11 protein-coding genes and 1 rRNA gene are annotated in these 16,101 nt (G+C 62.7%); 4 read left to right on the plus strand and 8 right to left on the minus strand.

Annotated features, from left to right (window positions below; all coding sequences use genetic code 11):
• The first annotated feature begins 63 nt into the window (after window positions 1-63).
• Window positions 64-177: ribosomal RNA gene (gene rrf / locus A3CW_RS0133450) — 5S ribosomal RNA — on the plus strand.
• A gap of 96 nt (window positions 178-273) precedes the next feature.
• Here the strand turns inward: rrf and A3CW_RS0133455 are convergent.
• Together A3CW_RS0133455 and A3CW_RS0133460 are read right to left on the minus strand one after the other, a co-directional pair.
• Window positions 274-852, minus strand: a complete 579-nt coding sequence (locus tag A3CW_RS0133455) for a pyridoxamine 5'-phosphate oxidase family protein (RefSeq protein ID WP_028207452.1) — start codon at window positions 850-852, stop codon at window positions 274-276.
• 10 nt (window positions 853-862) lie between these two features.
• A complete protein-coding gene (locus tag A3CW_RS0133460) occupies window positions 863-1,567 on the minus strand; it encodes an SDR family oxidoreductase (protein ID WP_028207453.1) in 705 nt (234 codons plus the stop codon).
• Between the two features lie 187 nt (window positions 1,568-1,754).
• On the opposite strand from A3CW_RS0133460, the gene gcvA reads away from it, so the two are divergent.
• Window positions 1,755-2,678: a transcriptional regulator GcvA gene (gcvA, locus tag A3CW_RS0133465; RefSeq protein WP_028207454.1), complete on the plus strand. Its 924-nt coding sequence runs from the start codon at window positions 1,755-1,757 to the stop codon at window positions 2,676-2,678.
• A gap of 164 nt (window positions 2,679-2,842) precedes the next feature.
• Complete coding sequence (locus A3CW_RS0133475; protein ID WP_028207455.1) at window positions 2,843-7,684, plus strand: NAD-glutamate dehydrogenase; 4,842 nt, start codon at window positions 2,843-2,845, stop codon at window positions 7,682-7,684.
• 31 nt (window positions 7,685-7,715) lie between these two features.
• On the opposite strand, the gene A3CW_RS0133480 is transcribed toward A3CW_RS0133475, so the two are convergent.
• The 6 genes from A3CW_RS0133480 to A3CW_RS0133505 form a co-directional block, all read right to left on the minus strand.
• A complete protein-coding gene (locus A3CW_RS0133480) occupies window positions 7,716-9,632 on the minus strand; it encodes an AAA family ATPase (RefSeq protein ID WP_028207456.1) in 1,917 nt (638 codons plus the stop codon).
• A 305-nt stretch (window positions 9,633-9,937) separates the two neighbouring features.
• The gene (locus tag A3CW_RS0133485) at window positions 9,938-10,477 is read right to left on the minus strand and encodes a hypothetical protein (protein ID WP_161782963.1); all 540 of its coding nucleotides are present in this window, start codon (window positions 10,475-10,477) and stop codon (window positions 9,938-9,940) included.
• A gap of 106 nt (window positions 10,478-10,583) precedes the next feature.
• Window positions 10,584-10,823, minus strand: coding sequence for a Sec-independent protein translocase subunit TatA (tatA, locus tag A3CW_RS0133490; protein WP_028207458.1), 240 nt, complete (start codon window positions 10,821-10,823; stop codon window positions 10,584-10,586).
• Between the two features lie 28 nt (window positions 10,824-10,851).
• Window positions 10,852-11,592 carry an ABC transporter permease gene (locus A3CW_RS0133495; protein ID WP_028207459.1) on the minus strand — a complete coding sequence of 247 codons (741 nt, stop codon included), beginning with the start codon at window positions 11,590-11,592 and terminating at the stop codon, window positions 10,852-10,854.
• Window positions 11,589-12,536, minus strand: a complete 948-nt coding sequence (gene ccmA / locus A3CW_RS48365) for a heme ABC exporter ATP-binding protein CcmA (RefSeq protein ID WP_051481880.1) — start codon at window positions 12,534-12,536, stop codon at window positions 11,589-11,591. Before ccmA ends, A3CW_RS0133495 begins: the two co-directional genes overlap by 4 nt.
• A gap of 12 nt (window positions 12,537-12,548) precedes the next feature.
• On the minus strand, window positions 12,549-13,592 hold the full coding sequence (locus A3CW_RS0133505; RefSeq protein WP_245623819.1) for an FAD:protein FMN transferase: 1,044 nt from the start codon (window positions 13,590-13,592) through the stop codon (window positions 12,549-12,551).
• A 475-nt stretch (window positions 13,593-14,067) separates the two neighbouring features.
• Between A3CW_RS0133505 and nosZ the strand changes: the two genes are divergently transcribed.
• A complete protein-coding gene (gene nosZ / locus A3CW_RS0133510; protein WP_028207461.1) occupies window positions 14,068-16,038 on the plus strand; it encodes a TAT-dependent nitrous-oxide reductase in 1,971 nt (656 codons plus the stop codon).
• Window positions 16,039-16,101: the final 63 nt, after the last annotated feature.

The following is a 16,101-nucleotide window of genomic DNA, read 5'->3' on the forward strand; positions in this document are numbered from 1 at the left end:
CTCTTTACGCTTCTTCCCGATTGGCTGTGGCGCGATAACACCGCGACGCAGCAACCCGTCAAGCCTGATGACCATAGCGAGCTGGTCCCACCCCTTCCCATCCCGAACAGGACCGTGAAACAGCTCCACGCCGATGATAGTGCGGATTGCCCGTGTGAAAGTAGGTAATCGTCAGGCTCCTTATGCTGTAACGTCCAGAACCCCGGTGTCTCCCAGAGAGCACCGGGGTTCTGGCGTTTGGGCGCTCTAAAAAATAAAAAGCAGCTCGCCAATTCAAGGCGCCAGCCAGGTGCCGCGCCATTTCCCTTCCTCAAACACCAGACTGGCCCGCCTATGCCCTGCGGGATTCAGATCGAGGTAGTCAATTCTCGATACGGTCACATCAATCAGGCAAAAGTTTTCGAATCCTGCCGATGAGTCGGGATCTCCGGCGTGCGTCGCTGCATGTGCCTCAACAGGTGACGCAACCGGTGTCGCAGGTGCGAGCGGCGTGCGATAGACGATCAACGTCCGGGGTCTGCTCGAGCTCCAGACCGCCCTCGTTTCCGGGGGCGTCTCGACGATTCTCGCAACGCCGTGCAGCCTTATCTGGATCCCACCGTCGAGATCACAGCCGACGAGCGATATGCGCGGGTCGCGCCTCAGTTCGGCCACCTTCGTAGACCGCACGTCAGTATGAAACATGACTGAGCGCTCCTCGCGAGAGACACGGCGCAACACGACGGTCCGCACGGCAGGCGCACCGTCTAGCGCGATCGTCGCGACCTGCAGCATCGTGAAGGGCGAGCGCTCCTTGCCCGCATTGGCGCCCGCGTGCAGGCGTGCCCAGACCTCATCGACGATCTGATCCATATTCGCCGCGTTACAGAGCACGCACGATGCCGCCATCGACACGGATGTTTTGCCCCGTGATGTACCCCGCGGCATCCGACAACAGGAACGCGACTGTTTGTGCGATCTCCTGTGTCTTCCCGAAGCGGCCAACCGGAATGCGGGCGACGATCTCGGGCGTTTCGGGCCAGCTGTCGATAAACCCCGGCAGCACGGAGTTGATTCGAATATTGTCCTTCGCGTAGCGATCGGCATAAAGGCGCGTGAACGAACTCAACGCCGCGCGCAGCGCAGAAGAAACAGGCATGGTCTGCTCAGGCGCATCGGCGGCGAAGCTCGAAATATTCACCACCGCGCCGCCGCCTTGCTCGAGAAACGCAGGCGTCACGCGACGCAGCACGCGAGCGACGTTGAGCACGATGAGATCGAGCCCGAGGTGCCACTGTTCGTCTGCGATGGAAAGCAGATCGCCCTTCGGCGGATGCCCCGTGTTGTTCACCACCGCGTCGATGCGGCCATACTTTTCGAGCGTTTCGCGAACGAACCGGTCGATACAGTCGGGCTCGGTTACCGAGCCCGTAAAGCCGAATCCGCCAAGCTCTCTCGCGAGTTCTGCCGCGCTGCCGGAGGGTGACATCAAGGCCAGACGGTAGCCGCTGGCTGCCAGTTCGCGCGCGATCGCCGCGCCCATACCCTTGCCGGCGGCCGTGACGAGTGCTACTTTTTCTACTGCCATGGTGCTCCCTCCTTGAATTAGACTTAGCGCATCAGCGCTGCGCTACATGGGTTTCGTGTAGAAACTGTATGGCGTTATGACTTGATTGTCGAATGATGATTCTTATAGTCTGACAATAAAATTTCTGCTGGCTCGTTGCTGGACCACTGCGGGCTGATCGCCGGTTTTCCACTAGCCAATTTACCCGTTGAAGCATTCATTGAAGCCACGCCACTTGCCGCCGCTGAATGCGCTCCGCGCCTTCGACGCGTCCGCCCGGCACCTCAATTTCCGCCTCGCGTCCGCGGAGCTCGGCGTCACGCAAGGCGCCGTCGCGCAACAGGTGCGGGTGCTGGAGGACGCCCTCAATTTGCCCCTTTTCGCGAGGGGGCCGCGGGGTCTCGCTCTCACAACCGAGGGGCAGACTTACTTCGCTGCCGTTCAGCGGGCGCTCACGATCGTCGCCGACGCGACCGCGGCACTGAACCTGCGCTCGACCTCCCTTACGATCAGCACGACGCCGTCATTCGCTTCGAAATGGCTAATACCCAGGCTGGCAGAATTTGGAGAGCAACACCCGGAAATCGACGTCCGGATCATTGCTGACGCGGCGCTGTGCAACTTCAGGACCGACGGCGTGGATATCGCGGTGCGGCTCGGCAAGCCCCCGTTCGCGAAAGGTCTCGTCAGCGACCTGCTATTTCCGCTGCAGGTGTTCGCCGTAGCCAGCCCGCAACTGCTCAAGCCCGATCACCCGGTGCGCACGATCGCGGACCTGGAAAATTATGTGCTGCTCCACGATTCTCATGATCTGTGGCCGGAATTTTTCAACGCCCTGGGCTGCACCAACGATGTGGGCGGGCTGAAAGGGCCGCACTTCAGTCAATCGTCGCTCGCCATCGATGCCGCCATTGCGGGGCAGGGCATTGCGCTCACGAGTGAGCATCTCGTCGAGCGCGATATCACGGCCGGAAGGCTGCGACGCCTGTTCGATTTCTCGTTGCCATTGTCGCTAGGTTATTACGTCGTCCTCCCGCAGACCAGCGTCCGGTGGGAGACGAGCCAGAAGCTGCGGACCTGGCTGCTCGCCCAGTTCAACTCCGCATCGAAAGCGGCGCCATCAGCGCGTTGAAGCTGCCGTTCGCAGCCAGCAAGTTCTGCGCCACCATCCGCATTGCACCGCAGCGCCTCACCGAGAGGCAGCACGTGCGCACGCATTCATCGTTCGATCACCTTGCCGGTGCATAATGACTGAACCGCCGATGCAGTCGATGACTATCCGCCAAGGAGTTCGTCATGCTTGCGAGGAACGAAGAATTCGTCGCCCATCTGCTCTCCGACGTCATGGAATTTGCGCGGGCGCGCTTGCCCGAGCCGACATTCCAGATCGTCGAGCCATTCCTGCGGCACTACTACGATTTCGCCGACGCCGAAGATCTGCGCAGCCGCGGCATCGCCGACCTCTACGGCGCCGCCATGGCGCACTGGCGAACCGCGCAGCGCTTCGTGCCGGGCAGCGAGCGCATGCAGGTCTACAACCCGATCCTCGAACAGCATGGTTGGCATTCAGACCATACGGTCATCGAAATCGTGAACGACGACATGCCGTTTCTCGTCGATTCGGTTTCCATGGCCGTCAACCGTCTGGGCCTCGCCCTGCATTCCGCGCTGCACCCCGTATTCCGGATCTGGCGCGGCAAGGACGGCACGATCGAGCGTGTGGACGAGGGCGGCGCTAGCGCCGGCGACGGGCAATCGCAACTCGCCTCGTTCATCCATTTCGAGGTGGACCGCTGCGGCGACGCAGCAAAGCTCGACGAACTGCGCAGCGACATCGCCAAGGTGCTTGGCGACGTGCGGGCGTCCGTGGAAGATTGGCCGAACCTGCTCGAGGCCGCGCGCACCACCATCAAGACGATGAAAGCGCGCGAAACGAGCGCAGAGGACATCGAAGCTCGCGCGTTCCTCGAATGGATGGTGGCCGACCATTTCACCTTCCTCGGCCAGCGCGATTACGCGCTGGTTGCGCATGACGGCGGCTACGCCCTGCGCGGCGTGGAAGGCTCGGGCCTTGGCATTCTGCGCGAATCGCTGCGCGCGCCGGGCACGCCCGACATCACGCCGTTGCCGCCCGCGGCCGTAGACATCATCAGCGGCGCGTGGCCCATTTTCCTGACGAAAGCGAACTCGCGCGCCACGGTGCACCGGCCCGGCTATCTCGACTATGTTGGGGTAAAGCTGGTCGGCGCGGATGGCAAGGTGTGCGGCGAGCGCCGCTTCGTGGGCCTCTACACCTCGACCGCCTATATGGTCTCCACCGCCGAAATCCCGATCGTGCGGCGCAAATGCGCGAATATCGTGCGGCGCGCGGGGTTTCTGCCGAAAGGCCATCTCGGCAAATCGCTGGTGACGGTGCTGGAAACCTATCCGCGCGACGAGCTGCTGCAGGCGAGCGAAGACGAGCTTTTCGACATCGCGCTCGGTGTGCTGCGCTTGCAGGAACACCAGCGTACGCGGCTATTCGTGCGGCGCGACCGCTTCAACCGCTTCGTTTCCTGCCTCGTGTATGTCTCGCGCGACAAGTACAACACCGATCTGCGGCGGCGGATTGCAAACCTGCTTGTGGACGCCTTCAACGGCGTTTCCGTGGAGTTCACGCCGCTGCTTTCGGAGTCGGCGATCGCGCGGATTCATTTTGTCGTGCACGCCGAGCCCGCCACGATGCCCGAAGTCGACACGCACGAACTGGAAGCGCGGCTCGTGCAGGTCACGCGGCGCTGGCAGGACGATCTGGCGGATGCGCTGCTAGACGCATTCGGCGAAGAGCAGGGCACGAGTCTGTTGCATCGCTATGCCGATTCGTTTCCACCGGGCTATCGCGACGACTATCCGGCGCGCACGGCGGTACGCGACATCGAGCTGATCGAGCGCGTGCAGGGAACGCAGCGCATCGCGATGAATCTGTACCGGCCCATTGAGGCGGGGCCGCGTACGTTCCGCTTCAAGGTCTATTGCGCGGGCGAAGCGATTGCACTCTCGCGCAGCCTGCCGATGCTGGAACATCTCGGCGTGCGCGTGGACGAAGAGCGGCCCTATGTGATCGAGGCGCCTTCTTGCGCGCCTGCCTGGGTCCACGATTTCGGCCTCGAACTCGCGGACGACGCCGAATTCGACATCGAACGTGTGAAGGGGCTGTTCGAAGACGCATTCGAAAGCGTCTGGAATGCACGCATCGAAAACGACGATTTCAACCGGCTCGTGCTGCGCGCCTATCTGAGCGCGCGCGAAGTCACGATTCTGCGCGCCTATGCAAAGTATCTTCGCCAGGTGGGCTCGACATTCAGCGACGCCTATATCGAGCGTGCGCTAACCGGCAATCCCGCAATCGCCCGGCAGTTCGTCGAGCTGTTCGTACTCCGGTTCGATCCACGCGATTCACAGGCACGCGAAGAGCGCACCGCGCTCATGCTCAAGGCCATTGAAAGCGCGCTCGACCAGGTGCCCAATCTCGACGAAGACCGTATCCTGCGGCAGTTTCTCGGCGTGATCAATGCGACGGTGCGCACGAACTATTTCCGCCGCGAGGCCAATGGCGCAGAGCGGCCCTCGCTCTCGTTCAAATTCGATCCGTCGAAAGTGCCTGGCCTGCCCGAACCCAAGCCGATGTTCGAGATCTGGGTCTATTCGCCGCGCGTGGAGGGCGTGCATTTGCGCGGCGGACGTGTCGCGCGCGGCGGCCTGCGCTGGTCGGATCGCCGCGAAGACTTCCGCACCGAAGTGCTGGGTCTGATGAAAGCCCAGATGGTGAAGAACGTCGTGATCGTGCCGGTGGGATCGAAGGGCGGTTTTGTCGTGAAGAATCCGCCGCCGGCGAGCGACCGCGAAGCATGGATGCGCGAGGGCGTGGCGTGCTATCAGACCTTCCTGCGCGGCCTGCTCGATCTCACCGACAATCTCGTGAACAATGCGATCGTGCCGCCGCCCGATGTCGTGCGCCACGACCCCGACGACCCGTACCTCGTCGTGGCCGCCGACAAGGGCACCGCCACGTTCTCCGACTACGCGAACGCGATATCCGCCGAATACGGCTTCTGGCTCGACGATGCTTTCGCCTCGGGCGGCTCCGTGGGCTACGACCACAAGAAGATGGCGATCACGGCGCGCGGCGCGTGGGAGTCGGTCAAGCGGCATTTCCGCGAAATGGGCGTGGATACGCAGGCCACGGATTTCACCGTGGTCGGCATTGGCGACATGTCGGGCGACGTGTTCGGCAACGGCATGCTGCTCTCGCCGCATATCAAGCTCGTTGCAGCCTTCGATCACCGCCATATTTTCCTCGACCCCAATCCCGATACGGCCGTGAGCCTCGCGGAACGCACGCGGCTCTTCGCGCTCGAACGCTCGAGCTGGGCCGACTACGATCCGGCCACGATTTCGGCCGGTGGCGGCGTGTTCGCGCGGACCATGAAGACGATTCCACTCTCGGCCGCGGTGCGAACGGCGCTTGGCGTCGAGGCGGCGGCGCTTTCGCCAACCGAGTTGATTCGCGCGATCCTGCTGGCGAACGTCGATTTGCTCTATAACGGCGGCATTGGCACTTATGTGAAAGCCGCGCGTGAGACCAACGCACAAGTCGGCGACAAAGCCAACGACGCGGTGCGCGTGAACGGCTCGGAACTGCGCTGCAAGGTCGTGGGCGAGGGCGGCAATCTCGGCGTCACGCAGTTCGGGCGCATCGAGTTCGCGCAGCACGGCGGCCACATCAACACGGATGCGATCGACAACTCAGCCGGCGTAGATTGTTCGGACCACGAAGTGAATATCAAGATCCTGCTCGGACTCGTGGTGGCCGACGGCGAGATGACGACGAAACAGCGCAACACCTTGCTCGCGGAGATGACCGACGAAGTCGGCCTGCTGGTGCTGAGCGACAACTACTACCAGACCCAGGCGCTTTCGATCGCGGGCCGCTACGCCGTCGAACTGCTCGACGTCGAATCGCGCCTCATGCGCTGGCTCGAACGCGCGGGACGTCTGAACCGCCATATCGAATTCCTGCCGACCGACGACGAAATCGCCGAACGCCAGGTGGCGAAACTCGGGCTTACGTCGCCAGAGCGCGCCGTGCTGCTCGCTTACAGCAAGATGTGGCTCTACGACGCGTTGCTCGACTCATCCGTGCCGGAAGACCCGCTCGTCGCGGACTTGCTGATCGACTACTTCCCGCAGCCGCTGCAGCAGCGCTTTAGCGAGCCGATGCAGCGGCATCCGCTGCGGCGCGAAATTCTGGCGACGCATCTGACGAACGCGCTCGTGAACCGCGTGGGCTGCGCATTCGTGCACCGTTTGATGGAGGAAACCGACGCGCAGCCCGGCGAAATCGTGCGCGCGTGCATCATGGCGCGCGACGTGTTTGGCCTCAATGACATCTGGCGCGCCATCGACGGGCTCGACAATCGCGTGCCCGACGACGTGCAGGCGCGCATGTTCGTCGACATCGCGCGGCTGCTCGAACGCGCGGCGCTATGGTTCCTGCGGCATCTGCAGGCGGGCGCGGTGGATAACGATGGCATGAGCACACTGCTGGCGCGCTGCCGCGACGCCGCGCAGCGCCTCGCGCCGCAATTGCCGACGCTGTTGCCCGAAGCGGATCTCGAAGCGCTTTCGGCACGCCAGGGCGAGCTCGTGAAGGCGGGCGTCGAGAACGCGCTCGCGCTGCGCGTGGCGAGCGGAGATATTTCGGTGGCACTGCTGGACATCGCCGATGTGGCGGCGGCGTGCGACCGCCCGCTGGAGCGCGTTGCGGCAGCGTACTTCGCCTTGGGCACACGGCTCAATTACAGCTGGATTGGCGAGCGTGCTGCGACGCTGCCCACGCCGACGCATTGGGACACCATGGCGCGCGCGGCGGCGCTCGCCGAGGTGGCGCACCTCAAGCGCGCGCTCACCACGAACGTGCTTGCACAAGGCGCCGATGTCGCGGACGCACAAACGCTGGTGGACGCGTGGTGCGCTCAGCACGAGGCTGCGCTGGAGCGCTATGGGCAGTTGCTGACGGAACTGCGTGCCTCGAGCGGCGTGAGTCTTTCCGTGCTGCTCGTGATCGTGAGGGCGATGGCGGCGCTCGAAAGGGCTTGAAGACCTGAACGATGACGGCGGTGCAAGCGGCTCACGCGGCGGCCGCTTCGGTCACCGCCTGCGTGCTCGCCACGGCCGCCGCATGCTCGCGAATCAGGCGGTAGACCGTCTCGCCGGCCACCGTCTCCGACTCGAGCAACTGATCGGCAATCGCGCGCAGCACTGGCTCGTTCGCACGCAGCAACGCGAAGCACGCGTCGTTGAGTTCGTGCAGCAGCCCATTCGCGTGCCCGATCGCGGTCTTCAACTGCAAGCCCGCGACCTGCTGCGGCAGCGCCGCGAGGCTGAACAGGTTGCCATCCGCGTTGAAGCCGTGCTTCGACACCATGTCGAGGCTGATGCGCGAGGCCTCCTGCAAATCCTGCGCCGCGCCGCTCGATGCTTCGCTGAACATGAGCAGTTCCGCATTGCGCCCGCCCAGCAGCACCTGGATCTCGTTGCGCAGTTCCGTCTCGCGATACAGGTACTTGTCCTGCATTTTCGTGATCAGCGCCACGCCCAACGCGCCGCCACGCGGCAAAATCGTCACTTCTTCGAGCACGCCGGTGCCGAGGAGGGCGGCGACGAGGCCATGTCCCGCTTCATGGATCGCAATGCGCGTGCGTTCGTCATCCGAAAGCGCGCGCTCCGCGCCATTGACGTCGCCAATGCGCGCAATCTTGATCGCCTCGAGAAAATGCACCGCGGCCACTTCCTGCTTACCGGCCTTGCGCGCAACGAGACCTGCCTGATTCACGATCATCGAGAGCGTGGCCGGCGAAAGGCCCGTGGTCAGGCGCGCGAGCTGGTTGAAATCGAGGTCGTCGACTTTCGTCTTCAGATTGCCGGCGTAGAAGCGCAGAATTTCTGCGCGATCCTCCAGATCGGGCAGACGCACCTGCACCGTGCGGTCGAAACGGCCGGGGCGGCGCAGCGCTTCGTCGAGATTGTCCGGGTGATTGGTCGCGGCGACGATGATCACGCCTTCGTTCGACTCGAACCCGTCCATCTCCGCGAGCAACTGGTTGATGATGCGGTTGCTTTCCGCCTCGACCGGGCCGCCGCCCGTGTCGGTGCGCTTGCCGAGACCGTCCGCCTCGTCGATGAAGATGACCGTGGGCGCGTTCTTGCGCGCAAGCTCGAACAGGCGCTTGACCTTCTGGATGCCCACGCCGTAATACTTCGCGCTGAAATAGCTGCCCGTGATGGCGATGAAATTCGCACCGCATTCGCCTGCAAGCGCCTGCGCGAGGCGCGTCTTGCCGACGCCCGGGCCACCCGTCATCAGCACGCCGCATGGCGCACGCACGCCCATGCTCGTGAACTGCGCCGGCTCGGTGAGCCACGCGCGCACGTCGGCGAGCGCGGCTTTCGCTTCGCCCGCGCCGATCACGTCGTCGAAGCGCAAAGCAGGCGATTCGCCAAGTAATTGCGCGCCGCCGCCCATTTCACGGCGCATGAACCACAGCAGGCCGCCTAGCATCAGCACGGGGAGCAGCAGACTGAGCGCGTCGCGCAGGTGGTCGAGGGCTTCTGTCCAACGCTCGGCGCCGATGCGCACATCGGCGTGCGGCAACCAGACGAGTTGCCAGGTTGGCGTCGCCCCCGGCTTCAGATCGCCGAGCAGCAGGGCGTTCGCGAACGCGCCATTATGATCGGCCACATAATACTTTTCGCCCTTGATCGTCGAGACGAGAATCGCTTCGCGGCTCACGCCGATTGCGGCGACATCGCGGTCGCGAATATCGCGCAGCAATTCCGAGGCGTCTTTCTCGCGCTTCGTCCATGGCGACGCGTCATGCCGCATTTCGCTGGCGACACCCGTAAGCGCAGCCGGCTGGGACTGCGCAAGATTCGCTTCATGCCGCCAGTAGAAAAAGCCAGCCGTCGCCGCGAGCGCGGCCGCGCATACACCCAACGCCACGTATCGGCCAAAGCGTGACCACCGCGAATTCCTTGCCGGTTTCATGAATCCATTCCTGCCCGGCGCCGCCGTGACGGCGCCAGATAATCTATCGTGGGACTGGAGGCGCTCGAACGTCTCGCCTTGCGTAGTCCATGGATAGTCAGGAATACGAAAACGACCCTTTTAATTGCGCTGCTCCTTTCGAATTATGCCTGCGTTGGGCGGCACGCGAAAAAAGGGATTGGCGGATAAATACCTTTTAATCCGGTGATTTAGCGAGGTTTCGCGGTCTCTTAGGGGGCGCGAACAGCAATGTACGCCGGTTTGGGTGGTTTTCCCGAGAGGGCCAGACCATGCCGCAGACAGAATCAAAGGTAGATGGGCAAGCCTTCCCGTATCATCCGCGCGCGCAGAAAATCGAACGTAAATTCCCGCAGGCGTGGGTTGGATTTGCGCAGCAGATCGATGGCCTGCATGAGCGATTGGCCGCCGTTTTCCAATGCCTGCGCGAACCTGACGATTTCGTGACGCTGTACGAGCGCATCCGGGTTGCGGCGCAGCGCCGCCAGTGTGCGCGTTACGCCGTTTCGCGGCACCGCCCCTCTCACGATGCAGAGCATGTGAATCGCGTCGAACAGGTCTGCGTTGAGTGCGCTCATGCGCAATCGGGAGACAGGAGCTGCACCGGCATTCGCAAGCGACTGCGCGATTGGGTCAAAAACGGGCAGCGGATCTCTTCCGAGGCGCCGAAGCAGCTTTTCCGCACAATGACGCTCGGAAACGAGCGTGATGGCGCTGCCACCGGTGCGCGGCATCGCCTCCAGGTGGTAGTAGCTGCCTCTCGCCGGGATCGGGCCGCACGACAACGGCTTCTGATTGAGCTTCCTCAGATGAACCAGAGGCGTCACGTGGTGCGTTTCCCAAATGCACGGTACGTGAAAGCGTCCGCGTACGGGGCTCATGTTGCACGCTCTCGAGGGCGCCAGAGTCGTGCCCGCCACTTTGCGCCGCGTTTCATCGTTGCTCCTGCGTGCGACATGCTTTCTCCGTAGCGTTGACATCGACAAGGGTTGGCGACGGTAGTTCGGCATCCTGAGCGAGTGCCGGCCGCGCCTCGACTTCCCGCATACCTTCCTTGAAACCCTTGACGGCACCGCCCAGATCGCCGCCGATATGGCGCAGCTTCTTCGTGCCGAATACCATCGCGACGATCAGCAAGACGACAAGCCAGTGCCAGACACTGAATTCACCCATGGAAATCTCCTTTAATTCATCAAGGTTGCTATGCGTCGCGCCGACTGATGTGGCGCACGACGAGCCAGCCCGCAGCGCACAGACACGCCGCGAGCGTGGCAAGCGAGCGCTCTGGTGCGATCACAAACTGGGTCGTCAACACGCCGCGCATCAAGTCGACACCGTAGGCGGCGGGATCGAAGACGGCGGCAAGCCGGATCCAGTCCGGCGCGAGATCGAGCGGATAGAGCGCGCCTGAGAGGAAGAACATCGGCAGTAGCAGCGTGTTCGAGACAACCGGAAAGACGATCACTGACCGGAACGGCAGTGCGAGCGCGAGACCGAGTGCGGAAAATGCGAGGGCGGCAAGCGCCATGACGAGGATGAGGAGCGCGAGGCGCGGCGCCGTGAGACCGATTCCGATGGTCGGCGAGAACGGCAGCAGGAGCGCGCTTTGCACCCAGGCCAGCGTCGCGCCTGCGCCGATCTTGCCCGCGGCGATTTCGGCGCGCTTCACGGGAGACACCAGCAAGGCGTTCAGCAGGCCCGTTTGCCGGTCGTGCACGATGCCGACCGCGGCCGAGATCGCCGTGTACATCAACGAAAGGCCGACGACGCCCGGAAAGATATACGCCTGGTATCCACTGACCTCCGCATAGGTGCCGCTCCTGAGCGCTGCGCCGAGAACGAACAGATACAGCAGCGGCTGCGTGAGGCCGAACAGGATCCGCAGCGGCGACGCCCAGAATCGCTTCAGGTCGAACCAGATGATCGCCAGTACGTTGCTCATGCGGCTGCCTTTTCGGCCAGGTGGCATGGCTCGTTTTCGCGCGCGTCGTTCCAGTGGTCCACGACGTCCATCAGGTTGGGTGCGGTGACGTCCACGCTCGAGACCCGGCACGGCATGCGTTGCAGCAGACCAGGCAACGCGGCCTGCGGATCGGCGACCGGCACGGCGATGCCGTGTTCGTCGATCGTCGCCGCATAACCCTGCGCCCAGAGCCAGCGGTGCGCCGTTTCAATGTCCGGCACCTGCAGCCGGATCGTGCCGGGAACGTGTGCACATAGCTCTCGCCATGGGCCATCCGCGAGCACGCCGCCTTGATGCAGCACGACGACGCGATCGGCGTCGCTCGCTTCGTCGGCGTGGTGCGTCGAGCACAGCACGGTATGGCCCGCACCAACGAGCGTTCTGATTTCCGCCCAGAACACATGGCGCGCGGCGACATCGAGGCCCAGCGTGGGTTCATCGAGCAACAGCACGGGTGGCCGCGAGATGAGTGCGCGCGCAAGTTCGAGCCGCCTTCGCTGGCCGCCCGAAAGACAGTGGACAGGTGCCGCCGCGAGCGCTTCGAGTCCGAACGCCGTCACCAGCTCGTCGATACGCTGCCGGACCGAACGGCCCTTCAACCCCTGGCAGCGCGCGATGAAGCTCAGGTTGTCGTACGCGCTCAAACGCGGTTCCAGCGCGGACTCCTGAAACACGACACCGATTCTCGAGCGGACCTGATCCGGCATGGCAACGGCGTCGATACCGTCGACGAAAATGCGCCCGCTGTGGGGCGTAGCGAGCGTGGCGAGAAGCGAGAGCAGTGTCGTCTTGCCCGCGCCGTTGAAGCCGACGATGGCCACGAGCCCGGCGCCTGCGACCGTCATGTTGACGTCGTTGAGGATCGCGCGCCCACCGCGGCTGACGCTCACGTTGCGCAGATCGATGCCGGGTGCGTTCGTCATGGCGAAGGCCGTTCAATCCAGCTGCGCGGGGCGCAGCGACGGATCCGTAAAGCGCAGCCGCGCCGCCATGGGCGCGGACGCCCACACGCGCCCTTGCGCGTCCACCAGCAGCACGGCCTCGACGCCGACCTTGCGCGCCAGCGCCATCGCCTGCGCAGAACCGGCGATGAACGGTGGCTTGCTTGCGCCATCGGACAACGCGCCGGCATGCGGACCGGGCTTCACGAGCACGGTCACCGACTCGCTTTGCGTGGCCGGAAAGCCGCTGCGCGGATCGAGAATGTGGCAGTAGCGCACGCCGTTGGATTCGAAAAAGCGCCGGTAGTCGCCGCTCGTGCCGATCGCCTCGCCGTCGCGCAGGTCGAGTGTCGCGAGCGCGCCGGCCTTGCGCGGGTCCTGGATGCCGACCTGCCAGGGCGTGCCGCCTTTGCTGCCCATTGCGAGCAGATTGCCCCCCACGTCGATCAATGCGTTTTCGACGCCGCGCTGCTTCAGGATCGCGGCGGCATCGTCCAGCGACCAACCCTTGGCGTATCCGCCGAAGTCGATTGCGACCGCGCGATTGCTGCTCGTGACGACGCCAGTGGGCGAAATCGTGAGGTCCGCGATACGCGGGCGTAGCGCCGTCTCGCGCTCAACCGCTTCGCGCGATGGCGGCTTGACGTCGAATTGATCGGCCTGAAAACCCCATAGCCGAATGAGCCTGCCAATAGCGGGGTCGAAAAGCCCGCGCGTTTCGAGTGACAGCTGCTGCGCCGCGCGCAGAATCTGCGCGAGTTCCGTCGATGCCTGGAAGGGCTCGCCTGCCGCGATGCTTTGGTTAAGTTGCGTGAGTTCCGACGGCTGCCAGGCGTGCATCGAACGATGCATGGCCTGGAAGTGCGCGAAGACTGCGTCGGCGTCCTGCTGCGCCTGCTCGAGCGGCACGCCGTAAAGCGCCAGTTGCACGCGAGTGCCGAAAACATAAGTGCCCTGAACATAGACTTCCGGCGTTCTGAGCGTTAGCCCGAATCCAGCGGCAATGGCTGCGATAAAGAGCAGCGAAATCAGGATGATTTTTCGGTAAATGAACAATTTTCCAGTACTCCAGACAATATCCATCCGCGCAGAATGGAGATTCATCGCGTGTGGCGATTGCCATTGTGTTTTTTTTGATTATCAACACGTTTGAATCGTGTCAAATTGGACGTTTTGACGCAGGCTGCACGGGCCCTCGCGTCCGATCGCCGCATGGGTACGGAATTACGTATGTCGCGTACTTCTTTTTAATATAAATCAAGTCGCATTCGCGAGCGGCGCGCCAAACTATCCGACTGAAAACAGGTGTTCAGGTCGGAAACGAACTGAAGATGAATTAGAAATATGCGTCGCAACGAACGATAAACAGTGTCTTATTTCGGGGGAATGGAAAATGCGATTTATCAATTTTCAGATTTTTAATAGTAGCGATTGAATTCGGAGCGAACGGACTTGTTCCGTGGGTTTCGAGGTGATTTGTCGACGTTGAAACGAATTGACGAGCGAGAGCGTGATGACAATTTCAAAAGAAGAATCTGGAAAGACCGTAACTCCACAAGACACGGGGCGTCGCAGGTTCCTTGCTTCCTCTGCGGTCGCGGGACTGGCGGGCGCGAGCCTGTCGCTCGGACTGGCTGCGTGCAACAAGGGCGGCGGCGAAACCACTGCAGCGGCAACGGGCAACGCGGGCAGCGGCGCAAGCGGCGCGAGCGCCACTCCTGCCATCGATTGGAACAAGTACGAGGTGCATCCGGGCAAGCTCGATACGTACTACGGCTTTTCGAGCGGCGGGCACTCGGGCGACCTACGGGTGCATGGCCTGCCCTCCGGGCGCGAGATCCGGCGCGTTCCGGTGTTCAACATCGATTGCATGTCGGGTTGGGGCATCACGAACGAATCGCGAAAGATCATCGGTACGCGACCGAACGGCCAGCTGAACTACATAACCGGCGACACGCACCACGTTCACATGTCGTACACCGACGGCGTCTACGACGGCCGGTACATTTTCGTGAACGACAAGATCAACGCGCGCGTCGCGCGCGTGCGTCTCGACACGATGGAGTGCGACGCGATCACGCAATTGCCGAACGTCCAGGGCTTTCACGGCATCTTTCCGGACAAGCGCGACCCGCTGGACGAAAAGATCAATTCGACGACCCGCGTCTTCTGCGGCGCCGAATTTCATACGCCGCAGCCCAACGACGGCCGCGATCTGAATGATCCGAAGAAGTATTTCTGTCTGTTCACCTGCATCGATGCGAAGACGATGCAGCCGCGCTGGCAGGTGAAGGTCGACGGCAACATGGACCTTGTCGCGACGTCGTATGACGGCAAGCTTGCCTGTTCGAATCAGTACAACACTGAAAACGGCGTGCACTACGAAGACATGATGTCGGCCGAGCGCGACGCCTGCGTGTTCTTCAACATCGCGCGCATCGAAGCCGCCGTGAAGGCCGGCAAGTTCACCCACATCGGCAACTCGACGGTGCCCGTGGTCGACGGTACGCACGAGGCCAGCGCGGACCCAAAAACCGCGCTCACGTGCTATGTGCCCGTGCCGAAGAACCCGCACGGCGTGAACATTTCGCCGGACGGCAAATACTATGCGTGTGCAGGCAAGCTGTCGCCGACCGCAACCGTGATTTCGCACGAACTGATGCTCAAGTGGTTCGACGGCGAATTCAAGGATCCGCGCGATGCAGTCGTCGCCGAACCCGAAATCGGTCTTGGGCCGCTGCATACCGGGTTCGACGGCAAAGGCTTCGTCTACACCACGCTCTTCCTCGACAGCCAGATCGTCAAGTGGGACCTCGCCGCTGCGATGAAGGCATACAAGGGCGACAAGGACGCGAAGGTCGTTGTCGATCGCGTCGACGTCCACTATCAGCCGGGGCACGGATTCACCTCGATGGGCGAGACGAGGGAGCCGGACGGCCAGTACTTCATCTCCGATAACAAATTTTCGAAAGACCGGTATTTGCCCGTCGGGCCGCTGCACCCGGACAGTTCGCAACTGATCGATATCAGCGGCGAGAAAATGGTGGTCGTAGGCGACCATCCGCTCTATCCGGAACCGCACGACTCGATCATGGTGCGCCGGGACATCATCAAGACGCGGCAGATTTACGATCTGAACGAATTTCCGCTTGCCGTGAAGACCGCGAAGGACTGCCGCGTCGAGCGCCAGGGCCGGAAGGTCACGGTGTATCTGACCTCCCAGGCGCCCGTCTTCGGCCTGCGTGAGTGGACGGTGAAGAAGGGCGACGAAGTCACGATCATCCTGACGAATCTGGACAAGGTCGAGGATCTCACGCACGGCTTTGCCATTCCGTTCTACAACATCAATTTCGTCGTCCATCCGCAGCAAACCCAGTCCGTCACGTTCATCGCGGACAAACCGGGCGTGTACTGGTGCTACTGCACGAACTTCTGCCACGCGTTGCACCTTGAAATGCGCTCGCGAATGCTCGTGCAGGCATAGAGCGTCAACGCAGTAGCGAAGGCGTGGGCGAACCGGGCGCAGTGTGCGTTTCCCGGTTCGCCA

This window comes from Paraburkholderia nodosa DSM 21604 (assembly GCF_000519185.1).
Taxonomy (GTDB): Bacteria; Pseudomonadota; Gammaproteobacteria; order Burkholderiales; family Burkholderiaceae; genus Paraburkholderia; species Paraburkholderia nodosa.

Bases quoted from the DNA above. Each gene is read 5' to 3' on its own strand.
- A3CW_RS0133495 (WP_028207459.1), bottom strand. From the start codon at position 11,592: ATGAGCAACGTACTGGCGATCATCTGGTTCGACCTGAAGCGATTCTGG.
- ccmA (WP_051481880.1), bottom strand. From the start codon at position 12,536: ATGACGAACGCACCCGGCATCGATCTGCGCAACGTGAGCGTCAGCCGC.
- tatA (WP_028207458.1), bottom strand. From the start codon at position 10,823: ATGGGTGAATTCAGTGTCTGGCACTGGCTTGTCGTCTTGCTGATCGTC.
- A3CW_RS0133475 (WP_028207455.1), top strand. From the start codon at position 2,843: ATGCTTGCGAGGAACGAAGAATTCGTCGCCCATCTGCTCTCCGACGTC.
- A3CW_RS0133480 (WP_028207456.1), bottom strand. From the start codon at position 9,632: ATGAAACCGGCAAGGAATTCGCGGTGGTCACGCTTTGGCCGATACGTG.
- A3CW_RS0133455 (WP_028207452.1), bottom strand. From the start codon at position 852: ATGGATCAGATCGTCGATGAGGTCTGGGCACGCCTGCACGCGGGCGCC.
- nosZ (WP_028207461.1), top strand. From the start codon at position 14,068: ATGACAATTTCAAAAGAAGAATCTGGAAAGACCGTAACTCCACAAGAC.
- A3CW_RS0133460 (WP_028207453.1), bottom strand. From the start codon at position 1,567: ATGGCAGTAGAAAAAGTAGCACTCGTCACGGCCGCCGGCAAGGGTATG.